At 37.9% G+C, this 18,176-nt stretch carries 12 protein-coding genes, 1 tRNA gene and 1 pseudogene; 13 read left to right on the top strand and 1 reads right to left on the bottom strand.

All coding sequences use genetic code 11. The features are described 5' to 3' along the window. Nucleotides 1-22: 22 nt before the first annotated feature. The 11 genes and pseudogenes from esaA (at nt 23) to HRK21_RS06320 (ending at nt 16,112) form a co-directional block, all read left to right on the top strand. Nucleotides 23-3,238: a type VII secretion protein EsaA gene (gene esaA, locus HRK21_RS06270; protein ID WP_070006433.1), complete on the top strand. Its 3,216-nt coding sequence runs from the start codon at nt 23-25 to the stop codon at nt 3,236-3,238. Next, nucleotides 3,228-3,740: a type VII secretion protein EssA gene (gene essA / locus HRK21_RS06275; RefSeq protein WP_070006432.1), complete on the top strand. Its 513-nt coding sequence runs from the start codon at nt 3,228-3,230 to the stop codon at nt 3,738-3,740. The genes esaA and essA overlap by 11 nt, the downstream gene beginning before the upstream one ends. 17 nt (nt 3,741-3,757) lie before the next feature. Beyond that, nucleotides 3,758-4,009: an EsaB/YukD family protein gene (locus HRK21_RS06280; RefSeq protein ID WP_003740080.1), complete on the top strand. Its 252-nt coding sequence runs from the start codon at nt 3,758-3,760 to the stop codon at nt 4,007-4,009. 20 nt (nt 4,010-4,029) lie between these two features. Beyond that, nucleotides 4,030-5,226, top strand: coding sequence for a type VII secretion protein EssB (gene essB / locus HRK21_RS06285; RefSeq protein ID WP_070006431.1), 1,197 nt, complete (start codon nt 4,030-4,032; stop codon nt 5,224-5,226). Between the two features lie 13 nt (nt 5,227-5,239). Next, the gene (gene essC, locus HRK21_RS06290; RefSeq protein ID WP_070006430.1) at nt 5,240-9,730 is read left to right on the top strand and encodes a type VII secretion protein EssC; all 4,491 of its coding nucleotides are present in this window, start codon (nt 5,240-5,242) and stop codon (nt 9,728-9,730) included. 25 nt (nt 9,731-9,755) lie between these two features. Continuing rightward, nucleotides 9,756-10,625, top strand: a complete 870-nt coding sequence (locus tag HRK21_RS06295; protein ID WP_070006429.1) for a DUF1672 family protein — start codon at nt 9,756-9,758, stop codon at nt 10,623-10,625. Nucleotides 10,626-10,640: 15 nt separating this feature from the next. Then, nucleotides 10,641-10,952, top strand: a pseudogene (locus HRK21_RS06300) (SA1320 family protein); the annotation flags it as partial. Nucleotides 10,953-11,002: 50 nt separating this feature from the next. Beyond that, nucleotides 11,003-11,872: a DUF1672 family protein gene (locus tag HRK21_RS06305; protein WP_070006427.1), complete on the top strand. Its 870-nt coding sequence runs from the start codon at nt 11,003-11,005 to the stop codon at nt 11,870-11,872. A 17-nt stretch (nt 11,873-11,889) separates the two neighbouring features. Then, nucleotides 11,890-13,878, top strand: coding sequence for an SA1320 family protein (locus HRK21_RS06310; RefSeq protein ID WP_173346372.1), 1,989 nt, complete (start codon nt 11,890-11,892; stop codon nt 13,876-13,878). A gap of 411 nt (nt 13,879-14,289) precedes the next feature. Then, nucleotides 14,290-15,063: an isocitrate lyase/PEP mutase family protein gene (locus HRK21_RS06315; RefSeq protein ID WP_070006362.1), complete on the top strand. Its 774-nt coding sequence runs from the start codon at nt 14,290-14,292 to the stop codon at nt 15,061-15,063. After that, nucleotides 15,060-16,112 (top strand): bifunctional transcriptional activator/DNA repair enzyme AdaA, encoded by a 1,053-nt coding sequence (locus tag HRK21_RS06320; RefSeq protein ID WP_070006363.1) that lies wholly within the window; start codon nt 15,060-15,062, stop codon nt 16,110-16,112. Before HRK21_RS06315 ends, HRK21_RS06320 begins: the two co-directional genes overlap by 4 nt. Before the next feature lie 22 nt (nt 16,113-16,134). Here HRK21_RS06320 and HRK21_RS06325 read toward each other — a convergent pair whose 3' ends face one another. Continuing rightward, complete coding sequence (locus tag HRK21_RS06325; protein WP_070006364.1) at nt 16,135-16,773, bottom strand: pentapeptide repeat-containing protein; 639 nt, start codon at nt 16,771-16,773, stop codon at nt 16,135-16,137. A gap of 130 nt (nt 16,774-16,903) precedes the next feature. Here HRK21_RS06325 and HRK21_RS06330 point away from each other — a divergent pair, with 130 nt between their 5' ends. Together HRK21_RS06330 and HRK21_RS06335 are read left to right on the top strand one after the other, a co-directional pair. Beyond that, entirely contained in the window at nt 16,904-17,860 is a 957-nt protein-coding gene (locus HRK21_RS06330) for a 2-hydroxyacid dehydrogenase family protein (RefSeq protein ID WP_070006365.1), read from the top strand. An 87-nt stretch (nt 17,861-17,947) separates the two neighbouring features. Further along, nucleotides 17,948-18,020: transfer RNA gene (locus tag HRK21_RS06335), tRNA-Lys, on the top strand. Nucleotides 18,021-18,176 lie beyond the last annotated feature (156 nt).

The raw sequence follows: 18,176 nt of genomic DNA on the forward strand, positions 1-18,176 counted from the left end.
ACACAGCGGGAGTGGGATATGAATGAAGAAAGTAAAATGGAGTATTTTACTCTTTTTAACCTTGGCGATTTTTCTGTCGGCTGGCATTACTTATTTGGCCTTAAACCAAGGAGCAAATAAAGAAAAAGAGAGCGTTAAAAAAGCGCATAAAATGACTATTGCGCTTGTAAACGAGGATCAAGGCGATAAGTTCCAAGGAAAGCGAGTAGAGTTCGGGAACCAGTTTGTAAAAAGTATTGAAAAAGACGATGAACATGAATGGTACGTTGTAAGCCGTGGTGTTGCAGAAAGTGGCTTAAAGCGAGATGTATACAATATGATGATTGTTATTCCAAGTGACTTTTCGACAAAAGCTTTATCGATGACTTCAGATGCTCCAGAAAAAGTGATGATTAGCTATAAAGTAAACGACGTGGGAAATAGCGATTTAAAAGCAGAAGCGGAAAAAACAGCAGCTTCTGTACTAGAAGATTTCAATTCGCGGATTATTGATGTTTATTTCGCGAGCATTTTAACAACGTTGCAAGAAGCGCAAGATAACATCGGAACCTTAGTGAAAGAAGAGAAGAAGTACGACGCAATCTATAATAAAGATATCAATAATCCGCTATCAAATTACACACAACAATTTAAAACGGTCCAAGATTATACCGGTACTTCCAAAGAAAGTTTTCAAGGATTTCAGGAAATAATGAAGGAATTTGAAGAAAGTTTAAATACTGCTAAACAAGAAAATACGGAACATATGAAAAACATGGACGCTTTTACAAAAACGCAAGAAGAAAATGCTCCTTTTGGTGCTAAATTTGCGGAAAACTTACAGGCATTTGACGCTTCTTTGACAGCAGACGATATTAGAACGCAAACTGCAGCACTCGAAAAAGCCAATAATCAAATGACTTCGGAGTTCCAAATTTTAGAAGGAAATAATTCTTTATTATCTCAGACCCAGGCTTTGCAAAACTATATCACGGAAACCAATGCGCGAATGGAAGCCCTAGATGCAGAAATTACGGGGACACTTGAAAATGATTTTCGAACTGCTGTAAGTAAAGATTTAATACGGATTTTACAAGAAAATGACTACTCTGATAGATTAAATGAAATCGGTTTGAAAGATTTAGCTGGAGAAGATGTTAATGTTGGTTTTAATAATATGCTTGTCAATACAATTAAAGCTTTACCAACATATAATACGGAGCAATTAGTTTCTATTGGGCTTGATGAAGAAATGTACAAAAATGTTATCGCGCTCTCGAAAAAATACTATAGTAGTCACCGTAATGCTTTTGGAGATGATTTTAATTTTACAAATGAGTTAAAAGCTTTGCCAACGGATGAACTAAAAAGTAGCGCAGTTAACAAATTAAAATCAGAAGGTTTACCTTTAGAAAGTAATACTGTAACTGTACCGAGTAGCGAATATATTACAGAGATTATAGTGACTTTAGACGAAAATTTCACTTTTGAAAATGTTGTAGGTCTTGTAAATGATCAATCTGGGATAGTTCATAAAACCGCATATGGTGAAAACGGATTAAGGCTAGTTGTTCCTGCAATGGGGTATCCAGTGGAACTTAAAATCACTGGGACAGCGAAACTGAAAGAAGGGGCAAATGTTCCTTTAGTAGGCGCGGTAAATTGGAATGCAACTATGCAGCAATATGAAAAGAATGACTATCCGATGATGCCGTCCATTCCTTCCCAACTGGATCCGAATACACCGGCACTTGATCCAACGTCAGTGAGTTCGCTAGTAACTAGAAAAGAACTTGTGCCAATTAAGGTGACAGAGCCAACCTATCTTAGTGAAACAACCACAGCAGTAAAAGCAATAACAAATACTGTAAAAGACTACTACGCATTACAAGTGTTATTTGATTTATATTATGGAATTAACGCAAATGACTCCGTACAAATGCCGGACTTTAGTAGTTATGAGGTAACCTTAGAAAATTCAGCAAAACCGACTTCTTATTATTATATTTTTAATAAGGAAGATATCATCAGTAATTTTGTAAATCTAACGACAGATCGTTTTGTTGCGGATTATACGAAAAAAATAAAAGCCTTTGAAAAACGAATTGCTGATTATAGATATACGATGGCTGAAGCAAATTCGCGGTCAGAAGATGTAACTAATAGGCTGACTGAGACGACGCAAGAAGCAATTAATTTAAATACCAATTTAGCACTAACACTAGAAAACCTAGAAACTTGGCGCGATGCCAGCAAAAACCTAATGAAAGAAAATGATGTAGTCTTAGGGAAGTCTGGAGAAGAAGGAATGATGGTACTACAGCTAAGTTCTGAATTTGCTGGACTTTTAGCGAAAAGTGAATCGCTTGCTGGAACTTCAGAAGGTAACTTGAAATCAGCTGAAGTCGTGTATAAAACTTTTGATGCGATTGACGAAGAAGCCAAAAATATTCAAAAGAGCGGGGAAACATTAGTAAAAGAAGCTGCTACTTTATCAGACGACTTAGGCGAAAAACTGAAAGATGATCAAACTTTCCAGAAAAATTTTGCTAAAGTAATGAAAAATAGCCGTGTTGGTGATAGACAAAATGAAAATCTATACAGTTTCTTAAGTAATCCAGTAGATAAGATGAACGCGGGAACTATTATCGCGGGAGACAAATCTATGCCTTACTTTATGATTTTAATTTGTACAATTTTAGCTATTTTCACTAGTTATGTAATTTCTCATCAAGAGAAGAAACGGGAACAATTGAATGAATTTGAACAAGAACTATCAATAGTCTTTAAAAATATTCCAATTACGTTCTTAACAATTTGTATAGGGATTATTGAAGGACTAGTTATCGGCGCTATTTCAGGTTTTATTTTTGGAGTAGGAGAGATTGGAATGTTTCTTTGGATTGGCGTGTGTGTTCTGATTATGATGGCGCTTGTTACTGCCTTCTCTTATCTACTACGTCAGTTAAACATGATTGGTATGTCCGTTGTTTTGATAATACTAAGCTTGTATTTATTCTTAACCGATGCAGTGGGTCTGAATATTGATAACGAATCAATTTTTGCGACCTTTAGAAAATTTTCACCACTACAATATATGGAGCAACTATTAAATGGAATCTTAAGTATGCAACAAGATTACATTATTATTGTTTACAGTTTAATCGGTGTGACCCTTCTATTTACAGGACTTAACCTATTTGTTTGGCATCGTTCAAAGAATGACGATACGGAGGAGGAGTATTCAGATGAAATTTAAAATAGCCGCCTTTCTTTTCCTAATTTGTTTTGCTTTTGCTCCAAGTGCATTAGCAGCAGAGTCTGATAGTTACCTTGAAAACAGCGGCAAAATGGAAATTAAAACAGATCGGCTTCAAAAAACAAATGAGGAAAAAACAAAAGAACTAGAAAACATGGAAGAAACTGAGTTGGATAAACAAGGTATTCCTCTTTTCACGGATGAAATGGATAAGAAAATTGCGAAACAAAAAGCGGCAGAGAAAGCGGAATATGACCGGATTAAGGACGCGCTTTTTGAAAAAGCGCCTTCTGCTGGAGAAACAGTTAAGACGACAAAAGCGAAGTTGTTCACAGGAGATTACAAAACTGCTGAAGTAGCGACTGACACAGCTACTTCAGAAACGAATGTAGAGGATGAAAATAAAAAGACAAAGCAAAAAACAATTGGCGGAGCAATCGCAGGCATACTTGTGGCCTTAGCGGGCGGAATTTATGTGGCTGCGCGAAATGTTTTTGAATAGAAAGCGGGGAGTTTTAAATGGCTAAAAATACACATATGAATGTAACAGTTGATTTTACAAACTGGGGTGCGGGCAAGTACGATTTGCGTATTCCCGTGCACCAACCAATCAAAGCACTAATTATTAATTTGGCCGAAACACTCAAAATAGAGTATAAAGATTTGTCCAAATGTACGATAAAAACAACAAATAAGGCAATTTTACTTAGCGATGATGATAAATTAACTAATTTTCAAATTGCTGATGGAGATATCTTAGAAATTTTATAGAAAAAAGGAGAATGAAAACAATGAATAAAACAACAGAAATGGACGGAACAACTTACGATTTTACTTATGAAGATTTAGTATGGAGCGTTACTTTTCCAAAATCAAAAACGCATGCGAAAGAATTAGCGCAATTAGAGTTACTAGAAAAGCCAGCGACACATTTTACACCTGCAAAAATCACGAGCGACAGCGATTCTTATACGATTTCTTATGATATTGCCAAGCATACTTATGGCTTTGAACAGGTTCGCAAGATGGCACGTGAAGACAAACTTCGCGCGCTTCGTAATATTGCTGATTTAAGTAGCTTGTTGAATACGCGTTACACATTTTTCTTGCATCCAGATAACTTGGTTTTTGATATCAACTTAGTCCCGAATATTGTACATCGCGGGATTAAAAATATTCTACCACCTTATGAATTAAGTGAAAGAACTTTCTTTAAACAATACCAATGTTTCGTTATTGCAATGTTTTCTAAGAAGTTCTCTTTTGAAAACTTATATAATGGTTCGTTGGCAAGTGCGAGAGGTACACAGTTTGAAAAGAATATTTTAGATGCAAAAACTGTCCAAGATATCGCGGACATTTTAGAAGAAGCTTATATTAAAGAACATCTGGCTGTACAAAAAAATATGGCAAGTGTACCGAAAAAAAAATACGGTGCTTTCCGTGGTTTGGCAGTTGGTTTTATTATTGTAGCTGTTTTATTAGCAGTTCCAGTAAGTTATTTTGCCTTCGTTAAAGTTCCGTTTCAGAACGATTTATTAACAGCGAACGAAAATTTCTTGAAAACAGACTACGATAAAGTGATTACAGGTCTAGAAAGTGTAGACCCAGAAAAAATGCCGAAGTCCGTACAATATGAATTAGCTTATTCCTACGTTAATGGCGAAAAAATGAGCGATAAAAAGAAAGAAAATATTATGAATACAATCAGTTTAAAATCTGATGCGAAAAACTTACTTTACTGGATTTACAATGGTCGCGGTGAATTTAGGGAATCGCTTGATATTGCTAAACTTTTAGATGATCCTACGCTTGCAATGTATAGTTTAACGAAACAAATTGAACAAGTTCAAAGTGATACTAAATTAAGCGGCGATGAAAAAGTTGAAAAACTAAAAACACTGGAAGAAAGCTTAAAAGCATATGATGAAAAAATAAATGAAAAAGCAAAAGAAGCAGATGAAACAACAAATAAAGAAGCAAAATAAGGGAGAATGGACCATGAATAGAGAGGCTTTATTAATTGTTAGTAACGGGCAGCAATGTCATAAACATCACTTGTCCCCTGAAAAAGTCGTGACAATTGGGAATACAATCGAACACGAAATCACTTATCCTGAACTGGTTGAGTCGATTGAAGTTAAATACGCTGATGGATCTTGGAATGCTGGAGCAACAGCACTTCAAACGAATCAAGCTGTACAAGTAGAGAATCTAGCTTTTTATCTTTGCCGAGATTTACACACACAAGTCTACGATGTCGTAACAAATATTTCTGTGACTTTTGGTGCTGGCACAGAAAATGATCTCACAATTGATGATACAAAATCTGATTTTCTACTTTTACGTGGTGCTAAAGAGGATTTATTCAAGTTACAAGTGCTAAATGGTGAAATTTATCATAACTTTTCTTTAGTGACGGAAGATTGTACGTTAGAGCCGGGTGACCAGCTTTATACGGACGGTGTGACGATTACAATCGGAAAAGAAGATATTAGTGTGCTAGCTGTGAAAAATCGCGTGACGAGCAAATTAGCGCCTTTATTTGCTGCGGATAATTCTTTTGGCGAAGACTATCCAGATTATCACCGTTCACCGCGGATTATTTACCGTGCGCCAGAAGAAAAAATTAGCATGGCGAAACCATCAAGCAAACCCTCTAAACCAACAGATGGCTTAATTAAGATAATTCTACCACCACTTATCATGGTAGCAATTACGGTCATGATTTCCATTTTCCAACCACGTGGACTTTATATTATTATGACAATCGCAATGTCGGCAGTGACAATCACAATGGCGATTCTTAACTACATAAAATCACGTAAAAAATACAAAATCGATTCCAAACAACGCGTGGAAAGCTACGATTTGTATTTAAAACGAAAAACGAAAGAATTGCACGAAACAAGCGAAAAACAGCGGCACGCTTTAACATATCACTATCCAGACGTAACAGAACTAGAAAAAATGGCGCTACGTGTGGATTCGCGTATTTACGAAAAAACAATGTTCCATCATGATTTCTTGACTTTCCGAGTTGGTCGCGGAGACGAAGCAAGTAGCTTTTCCGTGGAATTTCAACAGGAAGAGTTCAGCCAGGAAAAAGACGAACTTGTAGAAGAAGCTGTGAAAATTAAAGGGCAATATTTATCTATCAATGAAGTGCCAGTTGCAACAGATTTAATGCACGGACCGGTGGGTTACATTGGACCGCGTCGTTTAGTTCTAGAACAACTGCAAATGTTAGTAATGCAAACATCCCTTTTCCATAGTTATTATGATTTGCAATTTATTACAATTTTCCCAGAAGAAGAAAAAGCAGATTGGGACTGGATGCGCTGGTTACCGCATGCGAATATGCGTGATGTGAATGTGCGTGGTTTTGTTTACCACGAACGTTCGCGCGACCAAGTATTGAATTCTCTTTATCAAATTTTAAAAGAACGTAAACAAGCGCTCACTGAACAAGCGAGCAAACAGGAAAAATTATATTTCACGCCACATTATGTGGTTTTAATTACCGACGAAAAATTAGTACTCGATCACACGGTTATGGAATTCTTCAATGAAGACCCAAGCGAACTAGGTGTTTCTTTAGTGTTCGTACAGGATGTAATGGAGAGCTTGCCAGAACACGTGAAGACGGTCGTGGATATTCGTGATGCGAAGAGCGGGAACATTATTTTGGAACAAGGTGACCTTGTAAACCGAGCATTCGTGCCGGACCATTTGCCAGCAGATTTTGATAAAGAAGTAATCAGCCGGGCTCTTGCGCCATTAAATCATCTTCAAAACTTGAAAAACTCAATCCCAGAATCCGTTACTTTCCTTGAAATGTACGGTGTAGAGCGTGTTGAAGAGCTAAACATTGCCGGACGCTGGGCGAAAAATGAAACGTATAAGAGCCTTGCTGTGCCACTTGGCTTGCGCGGGAAAGACGATATTGTTCAACTGAATTTACATGAAAAAGCGCACGGGCCGCATGGTTTGGTAGCCGGAACAACTGGTTCTGGTAAATCAGAAATCATTCAGTCTTATATCATTTCACTTGGCGTCAATTTCCACCCATATGAAGTCGCGTTCTTGCTGATTGACTATAAGGGTGGCGGTATGGCTAACTTATTTAAAAATATGCCACATTTACTTGGAACAATTACAAACTTGGACGGCGCGCAATCCATGCGTGCACTAGCTTCCATCAAAGCCGAATTGCAAAAAAGGCAACGGTTATTTGGCGAGCACGATGTTAACCACATCAACCAATACCAAAAACTATACAAACAAGGAAAAGCGACCGAGCCAATGCCGCATTTATTCCTTATTTCAGATGAGTTTGCCGAGTTAAAATCAGAACAACCAGAATTCATGAAAGAACTCGTTTCGACAGCACGTATCGGGCGTTCACTCGGAATCCATTTAATCCTAGCAACCCAAAAACCAAGCGGCGTCGTGGATGACCAAATCTGGTCCAACTCCAAATTCAAACTAGCCCTCAAAGTACAAAACGCCAGCGATTCAAATGAAATCTTGAAAACACCAGACGCAGCAGAAATCACACTACCAGGTCGTTCGTACTTGCAAGTTGGTAATAACGAAATTTACGAACTGTTCCAAAGCGCTTGGAGTGGTGCGGATTACGTGCCAGATAAGGAAAGCACGGATTATATTGATACGACGATTTATGCGATTAATGACTTGGGTCAGTATGATATTTTGACAGAGGATTTGAGCGGATTAGATAAAAAGGATGATTTGACGAAATTGCCGAGTGAATTGGATGCGGTGATTGATCATATTCATGAATATACGGAGGCTTCTGGGATTGAGGCGTTGCCGAGACCTTGGTTGCCGCCTCTGGAGGAACGTATCTCTTTAGAAAGTATCAGTACTGTTGATTTTGAAGCAAACTGGCAAAAAGAGGAAAAGGATTTAGAGTTAACATTAGGCGTACTGGACCAACCACATTTACAAGCACAAAACGTTCTGCATTGGAATTTAGAAAAAAATGGACATATGGCAGTGTTTTCTAGCCCTGGTTTCGGAAAATCAACTTTCATGCAAACGGCGATTTTTGATTTAGCTAGAAAAAATACACCAGAATTTTTCCATGCATATCTATTAGATTTTGGCACAAATGGTTTACTTTCGCTCAAAGGTTTACCACATGTTGCAGATACATTTTCCATTGATGAAACAGAGAAAACGTTAAAATTAGTAAGACTTCTTAGTCGAGAAATTAAAGAGAGAAAACAACTACTAAGTAAATTTAGTGTAGCTAGTTTGAAAATGTATGAAGAAATAAGTGGCGATAAAAAGCCAATTATTCTACTAGCAATTGATAACTATGATGCAATTAGAGAAGTAGATGAATTTGTAGCAAACCTTGAACCAACCATCGTTCAGATAGCAAGGGAAGGGGCTAGCTTAGGTATTCATTTAATGATTACAGCTAATAACCAAAACGCTATGCGTCTACAGCTACTGTCCAACATTAAAACGCAAATAGCTTTACACTTGAATGAGAAAAATGAAGTGAGCAGTATTGTAGGTAGAAGCGACTACACTATTGAAGAATTACCAGGTCGAGGACTAATTAAGATAGAAGAACCTACATTGTTCCAAATGGCACTACCAAATAATGGGGCTGAAGCAATCGAAATAATCAAGAACAATCAAGATGAAGCAGAGAAAATGACCGAAATTTGGACAGGCCAAAAACCACAATGTATACCAATGGTTCCAGAAACATTAGGTTTTACTCACTTTACCGACCACATGGAAACAAAGAAAATGCTTGAATTAAAATCGATACTACCAATCGGTTTAGAGTACGAGTATGCCAGTCCTGTGGGAGTATCATTAGAACAGCATAATCTAGCTATCATCATGCCAACTGTAGAATTGGTGCAACAGATTATCACAAACAGTAGTCACTTACTTGTCAAAAAAGAATTAAGAGAGTTAGTTGTTTTTGATACGCCTTCTATGGAATTAATGAAGTTAAAAGAATTACCACTCACTTACATTACAAACAGTGAGCGAATAGAAGGTAAAATTGACATTCTTTATGGAGCATTTAAAACAGCAGAACAAGCATATTTAGAAGAATTACAATCGAATAATACCATAACAAAAGAAGAATACTTCAAAAATGTGCCACCTATAGTAGTCGTTACCTACTCAACTGTTCAGCTATACAACCAACTATCATCAAACACGCAAAAACAATTTCTAGAGATGTTAAAATCAGATGGTAAAATGGGAGTACAATTCATTATAGGGAATGACTTAGGAAGCATGGCGAAAGAGTACAGCCCAATTGGAGATGCTATTCGCAATTCCAAACAAGTTTTACTAGGTGCTCGATTTGCAGACCAAGCAATCTACAGCCCAACAATCAGAATTGTACAAGAAAAACCATTAGCTCCTCAAGAACTGTATCTACTGTTAGAAGGAAACGCAGAAAAGCTTAAGATTCCAAAGAGATAAAATACAGAAGCAGATAGGAGAACAAATGAAGAAAAAAATCATCGGTTTATTGGCGAGTTTATTATTATTAGGAGGTTGTTTCAATATGAATGAGAAAACAGAGCAAGAGAAAGTGCAAGAAGGTACTACTCCTGTACAGGAGTATGTAGGTCAAGGATTTTCGTTTGTGGACGGAGATAAATCGGCAGAACGAGTGAAAAAGCATGGGGAAGAGATAAAGCAAGAAGCGATAAATTATATGAAGAACACATATAAAACAGATGTAAAAGTGAATAATGTATTGCCCGCGCGTAATGCGGCAGTTGTCATGGTAGAAAGTGAGGAGCCTATTCAGTTTCATACATATGTAATTGTAGGTTTGATTTTAAATAAAGATGAAGTTGGGAATGCAAGAAGTGATGAGGGGGAAGTAGAAAAAGCAATCGTTGGTGGTTTATACGCAAAGGCATATGAAGAAGAATTTAAAAATCTAGATGTCTTTGCTGAAAAAATTGCGAAAGAAAATAACTTATTAGGAATGCGAGCGGAGGCAATTGATAAAACTGCATCTGATGGATATACCAGTAATTACTATTTTCTTTCAATTTTCGCCTTAGATTACCCAAGTGTCTATAATGCTTACTTAGAAAACCCAAAAATTTCGGCAGAGGAATTAAAGAAACTTTTTGAAAAAGATGACCCTACAAGTAAAAATATATCAATGCCAATGAAATTTTTTGTTAGAGGAAACAAACTCCCTGAGCAAGGAGTCGCGGATAATTTAGCAAATGAAATTAAACAAGAAGAAGGAATTCCTAAAGGGAGATATGCAGTTTTGATTTATAAGAATTTTATTGTTGATCGAGTAGGTTTACCAGATGGTGAGAATATAGATGTAACTGACATTATTAAGTAAAAGGGAGTTAAAGCTATGACAGCAAAAGTAAAAACACCAGATACAGACTTAATTGAGTTAAGTGGAAAGTGGGTATACAAGCATCCGAAAAAAGGACATCGTTTAGATGTTAATAACACTGTTTATATAGTTTTAGAAGGTGAATACGACAAACCATCTGGTCTCGACTATATGGTTGTAGAAAACCTAACCACAGGCGAAATCAGCATGATTTTCGAAGGCACGCAAGGCACCCAAGATTTCCTAACAGATGGCACACTCCCTGGCTCCATCCCTAACACGCAATTAAGAGAAGCTGACGCAGCATACATTAGAAGGAAACGCAGAAAAGCTTAAGATTCCAAAGGGATAAAATACAGAAGCAGATAGGAGAACAAATGAAGAAAAAAATCATCGGTTTATTGGCGAGTTTATTATTATTAGGAGGTTGTTTCAATATGAATGAGAAAACAGAGCAAGAAAAAGCGCAAGAAGGCACTACTCCTGTACAGGATTATGTAGACCAAGGATATTCATTTGTAGATGGAAATAAATCGGCAGAACGAGTGAAAAAGCATGAGGAAGAGATTAAACAAGTTGCGATAGACTATATGAAAACAAAATATAAAACAGAAGTAGAAGTTACTAATGTAGTTCCTGCTCGAAATGCAGCGGTTGTTATCGTAAAATGCAATGAACCAATTCAATTTACAACATCTGTTACGGTGGGATTTATTTTAAACAAGGACGAAGTAGGGTTTCCTAAAGAAGAGGAAGGCGAAATAGAGCAAGCTGTAATAGGCGGCTTGTATGCAAAGGCATATGAGGCAGAATTTAAACAATTAAATAATGTCGCAGGAAAATTAGCCAAAAAATATGATTTGGTAGGTATGACGGATGGAGCGTTAGCAAAATCATCTCCCTATGGAAATCAAGGAAATCACTATTTTATTGCACTATCATATCGAGAGTACTCTAGTGTATATAATGCGTATATAGAAAACCCTCAAATTTCAGCAGAGGAATTACGGATTCTATTCACAAAAGATGATCCTACCAGTGGAAATATAACCATAGTAATGAAATTCTTCTCAAAAGAAGATAAATTACCTAAACAAGAAGTGGTAGATAATTTAGCAAAAGATTTCCAGCAAGAATTAGGATTACCAAAAGGAAACTATCCATTCGTAATATATAAGAACCTTATAATAAACAGAGTAGGGTTACCTGATGGTGAAAATATAGAGGCAAAAATATCAATTAGATGAGAAGAGGAAAATCATATATGACAACACAATTAAGAACGCCAGATACTGATTTAATTGAATTGAGTGGAAAGTGGGTTTATAGACATCCTCAAAAATACCAAGAGATAGATGTTAATGAAACGAGGTATATAGTTAAAGAAGGCGAATACAACAAATCATCTGGTCTCGACTACATGATTGTCGAAAATACAACCACAGGCGAAATCAGCATGGTCTTCGAAGGCACACAAGGCACCCAAGATTTCCTAACAGACGGCACACTCCCTGGCTCCATCCCTAACACGCAATTAAGAGAAGCTGACGCAGCATACAAAAAAGAAAGCCAAAAATATAACATTAAAAATGTCGCAGGAAACTCTCTAGGCGGTGGTTTATCTAATTATGTAGCATCTAAAAATGATGGCATAAGAAGCGTCACTTACAATCCGGCTATCTTACCCAAAGGAACATATGACAAAAATAATCCAAGAATTACTAACTATTTAAGTGAATATGATCCACTAACTTTAGGAGAGCGTGGGATGGGTTACGGAGATCGTCTACCAGGTGAATCCCATATTCTTCAAAACAATGTCCCTTGGCTGCAAACCATTCTTTCTAATCATACAGGTTATGATGATGAAGGCATCACAGTTAATGGTAAAAAAATTCCCATTGATGCAGATGCTTATCTTCCCGTAGGTATTTGGAGTGGAAAGGTTTTGACGGGTGGAGGAAAAGGGCAGAAAATCGATATGAATCCGGACAATATTCGAATTTTAGCCAATAGTTTACGGACGCGAATGACAGAGCAAGTAAGTAGGGGGCAGTTTTATTTAGATACAGCTGTAGACTTAGTGAATAACGAGGGAAGTCATTTGGATGATAGAACGGTTTCTTTACAGAAATCATTTGAAAACTTGTTGGGGGAAGGAGAATTTGGCGGAATTATTACTTCATTAGCTAATTATGCTGAGTTTCGAGATGGAATGGAAGAAGCTAATCCAGTATGTTTTGCGGCATTAGATGTGATGCAGAGAGTGAGGACTTTACCAATATTAGGAGAGTTGCTAGATGTGGTTTCAGGTACTTTCTTAAGTGTTGGAGGTTTTTTGAGTGATATTCCGATTCTTGTTGGAGACCTTGCTTTAAAGATAGAGGATACAATGGACCAAGTATCGAAAGTCAAAATGCAGGCTATACCGGAACTGTTTAAAGGAATTGATAATCAGTACTTGAGCGATGGAATGGTGGCAGAACTAAAAGAACATTACAAAATAGTGGACGAAAATAAAGATTTGGTCGTTAAACAAGTATTAACTTTTAGCTCTCAAGTCACGTATGTATCGAATGAACTTGAAAAAGCAGATAAACTTTTAAGCGCAACGCAAAAAGTCCAAAGTGTTGGAGCGCCGCCAGCAACACAAGCATATGTCTTAAAAGAATCCAAAGCTTTGAAAGACGGGATGGGGAAGAAACAGCGCTTATTAGATAGAAACTATAAAGCGTTCACTAATAAGACAACTAGCTTATTAATACCAGCATTAAGTGGGGTTTATAGTATTGTCAATCAATTAAAACAAGCAATTAAATCAGCTATACAGCATTTGGTAATCCTTCAATATGGCTTTTCGAGAGTGAAAATTCCTTTTACAGATATAGATAATCAAGTAAGGGAGCAAATAAGTGAGTATATCAGAAAACTGCAAGAAATCCTATTGACGGTAAAAGGCGTAGGAAGCGCAGTAAAAGATTTGCAATCAAATTTACCAAATGTGTTAGCTGCCTACCGTCCTTACATTGACACCGCATTATTTGATGGTACTAAATTCCATGATGTCATTTTATTAAATAAAGCAGCAGCAAATATCTTCCATAGTGCGGAAATGGTTTTTGGAGATATTAAGCATCAATTAAGTGGAAACGATTCAGCAGCTATATCTGCATTGGATAAGTTAGCTGTAAAAACTAGTAAAAATATGAAAATTTTATTAGAACAAATAAAGCGTGGGAGTATTAATGTTTAGTAGTTGAGAAATTAAATTGGTAAAAATTTTATTGGGGAAATTTTTTCATGCTAAATTCACAAGGGACATGGGCGGTATAGTCGCGGGAATTGTGTGTTTAAGCGTTTTATATCAGACGTTAATGGGATAATGGGGCTGGCAAATATAAAGAGCGAAAAAGAGAAGAAATCGAAAGTTAACCGAAAAAATGCAATAGAATTTTTTCGGCGAATTTCAAAGAGAGAATAAAAACTAACTATATACGGGAACAAGTAGCCTAAGATGAAGGAGAGAATCTTAGGCTACTTAGCATATCCAAGAGTTTATAGTTCTACATACATCTACCAAAAAACATCCATGTTAATTTTCCTGGTACCCCCAATCTCCCCACCTGCTATACTAACCCCATCCTAACAAATGGAGTTGAAACCAATGACAAAAAACTTTGAAAAACTAAAATCCTTACACGAACTGCCCACCCCACTAATCCTCTACAACTGCTGGGACGTCGCTTCTGCCAGAGCCATCCAACAAGGCGGAGCACCAGTAATAGCGACAAGCAGTTATGCAATTGCAGAGTCACTCGGCGCAGTGGATGGGGAGCATTTAACTTTTGACGAAATGTTTTTAGTTATTTCGCGCATTGCCAAGAATGTGAGTTTGCCACTAACGGTGGATATAGAGACTGGATATGCCAGAAATTTGGAGGAACTGGCTCAGAATGTGGAGCGGTTGCTTGTGATTGGTGTTTGTGGTGTGAACTTGGAAGATCAGCTTATTGGCGTTACAAATCCGGGGTTATGCAGTACTGAGGAGCAATGTGATAAAATCAAGACAATCAAAGAAACCGCGGCGAAAATGAGCACGGGAATTTTTATCAATGCGCGTACAGATGTCTTTTTCCAAGGGCGGGATGAGACGGCTGACTTGGTGGAAGAAGCGATTAGCCGAGCGAATGCCTATAAAGAAGCCGGCGCGGTTGCTATTTTCATTCCAGGGCTGTTATCGCCGAATTTAATTCGCGCATTTGTTGAGAAATCACCACTTCCGGTCAATGTCATGAGGATGGATGGGATGCTCTCAAATGAGGACTTACAAAAAATCGGTGTGAAAAGAATCAGTTATGGACCGTTTAGTTTTTTTCAGGCTAATTTAGCGATTCAGCAGGAAGTTGAGCGGATTTTCGAAGGAGGAAAAGCCTTGTGATAACGAATCAGCGGGATATTGATAAATATTACGACATGTTAGTGGAGAAAAATTCGAATTATGAAGGCGTATTTTTTGTTGGAGTGAAAACGACGGGAATACTTTGTCGCCCAACGTGTCCAGCGAAGAAACCCTTAAAAGAAAATTGTGAGTTTTTCAGTACAGCCAAGGAGGCGCTACTTGCATCTTACCGGCCTTGCAAGCGTTGTGAACCGCTCTCCAATCCGACGAAATTGTCTCCAGCTGTGAAGTTACTTGTTGATGCAATTGAGAAAAATCCGGAGAAAAAGTGGACGGATAAAGATTTTGATGAGTTATCCATTAGTGCAAATACGGCGCGGCGCCAGTTTAAGAAGCAGTTTGGGATGACTTTTATTGAGTATGCGCGGTCGCGGCGTCTCGGTCTTGCTTTTAAGCATATTCGAAGTGGGGATTCGATTATTAATGCGCAACTTGATAGTGGTTATGAGTCTGGGAATGGGTTCCGGGATGCATTTTCAAAAACGATGGGGGAGGTTCCTCATAAATCAAAAAATATCACCATTTTATACTCCGCCTGGCTTGAAACTAAACTTGGATCAATGCTCGCAATTTCTGATGATGATAGTCTATTGCTTCTGGAATTTGTTGATCGAAAAGGATTGGAAACAGAAATTAAAAAATTACGAATGCGCTTAAACGCGGCTATTACACCTGAAAAAACAGTAATAATTCAACAAATAGAAGCCGAATTAGCGCGCTATTTTAATGGAGAGTTGATTGATTTTAAAACACCGATTCGCTATATCGGGTCAGATTTTCAACAGAGTGTCTGGAATGAACTGCGGCGAATTCCGGTAGGCGAAACGATTTCGTACAAAAGTTTGGCAGAAAAACTAGGGCGGCCAACAGCGAGTCGAGCTGTGGCAAGAGCAAATGGGGCTAACCAATTATCTCTCATCGTCCCGTGTCATCGCGTAATCAATACTAACGGAGCATTAGGAGGCTACGGCGGCGGTCTTGCCCGAAAAGAGTGGCTAATTAAACATGAAAAGATGGTTCCAAAGTAACGCGGAACCATCTTTTTTTCAATTATTTAACTCGTATTCCAAACAACGGCATCAAAGCAGGAGCATGCGAAAAATCAATGCTCACACCCTTCAAATCTTGCGGCATTGCAGTGATAGACTCAAAAATACATGAGCTAAGATCAACACCATTTAGCGCGCAATTTAAAAACTGTGCTTTATTCAAATCAAGCCGTTCCAAATACGTATCGACCAGTTGAGCGCCACTGAAATCACTATTCGTATACGCGCCCGCCTCAAATGCCACCCATTTCAAGTTAGCATAACGAAAGGCGACATAATCCGCATAACAATCAACAAAAACGCAATTTCTGAGTGTAGCATCACTGAAATTCACACCAATTAATTTACAATTTTCAAAACGTACCCGGTGAATAACGGCGCCCATTAAATCTAAATTCGACAAATCGCAATTTTTAAATACAACATCAGTCAAATTCGCGCTTACAAGAGAAACCGAATCAAAAACACAACCATCAAAAACAATCGTTTCTAAATGAAAATGCTCGAAAATTTCCCCGGTTAGCGTCGTTTTTCTAAAGATTTGCTCACTAACTTCTCCAATATCTTCAATAAAATATGTATCATTCGGATAAACCGTCAAATCCTCATCAGGAATCCGTGGCGCAGTAATTTTTTTCATTATATCGACCTCACTTCTGCTTTCATTATACCGTATTTTGCTAGGAAAAGGAGCGGAAAATCGTTTACCTTTCATAAAAAACGGATTACAATGAATGTAGAATAAAAATGGCAGTTGAGGAGTGAACGTGATGACAGCGAGCGTATTTGTGGCAGGGAAATTACTACCAGAAACGATGGAAGCTCTTAGCAAATGGGACGTTAAAGCTTTTTCGGGTGAGGAAAATATTACAGAAGCAGAGTTAATAAAAAATGTAACGGAAGTGGATGCGATTATTTGCCCGCTTTCTTCCCCAATTTCGGCAAAAGTATTGGAATCGGCAAAAAATCTTAAAATCGTGGCGAATATTGGTGCCGGTTTTGACAATATCGATGTAAAAAAAGCGCAAGAATTGGGAATTGCAGTGACCAATACGCCAGATGTGTCAACGGAAGCAACGGCGGAACTAACGCTTGGATTAATTTTAGACGTAGCACGGAGAATTTCAGAAGGCGACAGATTATGCCGCGAAACCCCCGAGCAATTCAAAGGCTGGGCGCCAACTTTCTTTTTAGGTACTGAATTAAGTGGCAAAACGCTCGGAATTATTGGATTAGGAAGAATCGGACAAGCTGTTGCAAAACGTGCGGCTGCTTTTGGAATGAAAATTATTTATTCTGGGCACCATCCGAAAGAAGTGGCGAAAGAATGGAATGCAGAGTTTGTGAGCCAGGCAGAGTTATTGAAGCGCAGTGATGTTGTGGCAATTCATGCGGCATACAGTCCTGCTTTGAAACATTTGCTGAACGAAACGACACTGAAAACGATGAAATCGAGTGCCTTTTTGATCAATGCTGCTCGCGGTCCTGTTGTGGAGGAAGCTGCACTGATTAAGGCATTAGAAGCAGGCGTTATCGCCGGCGCTGCGCTGGATGTGTTTGAGTTCGAGCCTAAAATTGGCGAGGATTTGGCTAAACTGGATAATGTCGTTTTAACACCCCATATCGGAAACGCAACCGTGGAAACACGCGCAGCAATGGGCAAAATCGCCATTGCAAATGTCGAGGCTGTATTAGCAGGAAAAGCACCACTACATTCTGTTTATTAATAGCCAAAAATATAGCCACAGCGAGTGGCTGTGGCTGTGTTTTATCGCTGAATTATGGTATAATATTTCTTGTCGGAATATGACAACGGGTTGTTAGCTCAGTTGGTAGAGCAGCTGACTCTTAATCAGCGGGTCGGGGGTTCGAAACCCTCACAACCCATAAAAAAACAAACGCCAGTGACTGTTAAAGTCGTTGGTGTTTTGTCGTTTTTACGGGAAAAATGTTAATAATTTTAATAATAAGCTGCTTTCTTTTTGATTCTTTATCAATTACATAGAAAACGAGTGAAATTTCAAAGTATCTAATAGTTCACTA

Origin of the sequence: Listeria monocytogenes, assembly GCF_013282665.1 — a bacterium.
Lineage (GTDB): Bacteria > Bacillota > Bacilli > Lactobacillales > Listeriaceae > Listeria > Listeria monocytogenes_C.

What these genes read in the sequence shown, in the direction of transcription:
- esaA (WP_070006433.1), top strand. Translation starts at nt 23, where the DNA reads ATGAAGAAAGTAAAATGGAGTATTTTACTCTTTTTAACCTTGGCGATT.
- essA (WP_070006432.1), top strand. Translation starts at nt 3,228, where the DNA reads ATGAAATTTAAAATAGCCGCCTTTCTTTTCCTAATTTGTTTTGCTTTT.
- HRK21_RS06280 (WP_003740080.1), top strand. Translation starts at nt 3,758, where the DNA reads ATGGCTAAAAATACACATATGAATGTAACAGTTGATTTTACAAACTGG.
- essB (WP_070006431.1), top strand. Translation starts at nt 4,030, where the DNA reads ATGAATAAAACAACAGAAATGGACGGAACAACTTACGATTTTACTTAT.
- essC (WP_070006430.1), top strand. Translation starts at nt 5,240, where the DNA reads ATGAATAGAGAGGCTTTATTAATTGTTAGTAACGGGCAGCAATGTCAT.
- HRK21_RS06295 (WP_070006429.1), top strand. Translation starts at nt 9,756, where the DNA reads ATGAAGAAAAAAATCATCGGTTTATTGGCGAGTTTATTATTATTAGGA.
- HRK21_RS06305 (WP_070006427.1), top strand. Translation starts at nt 11,003, where the DNA reads ATGAAGAAAAAAATCATCGGTTTATTGGCGAGTTTATTATTATTAGGA.
- HRK21_RS06310 (WP_173346372.1), top strand. Translation starts at nt 11,890, where the DNA reads ATGACAACACAATTAAGAACGCCAGATACTGATTTAATTGAATTGAGT.
- HRK21_RS06315 (WP_070006362.1), top strand. Translation starts at nt 14,290, where the DNA reads ATGACAAAAAACTTTGAAAAACTAAAATCCTTACACGAACTGCCCACC.
- HRK21_RS06325 (WP_070006364.1), bottom strand. Translation starts at nt 16,773, where the DNA reads ATGAAAAAAATTACTGCGCCACGGATTCCTGATGAGGATTTGACGGTT.
- HRK21_RS06330 (WP_070006365.1), top strand. Translation starts at nt 16,904, where the DNA reads ATGACAGCGAGCGTATTTGTGGCAGGGAAATTACTACCAGAAACGATG.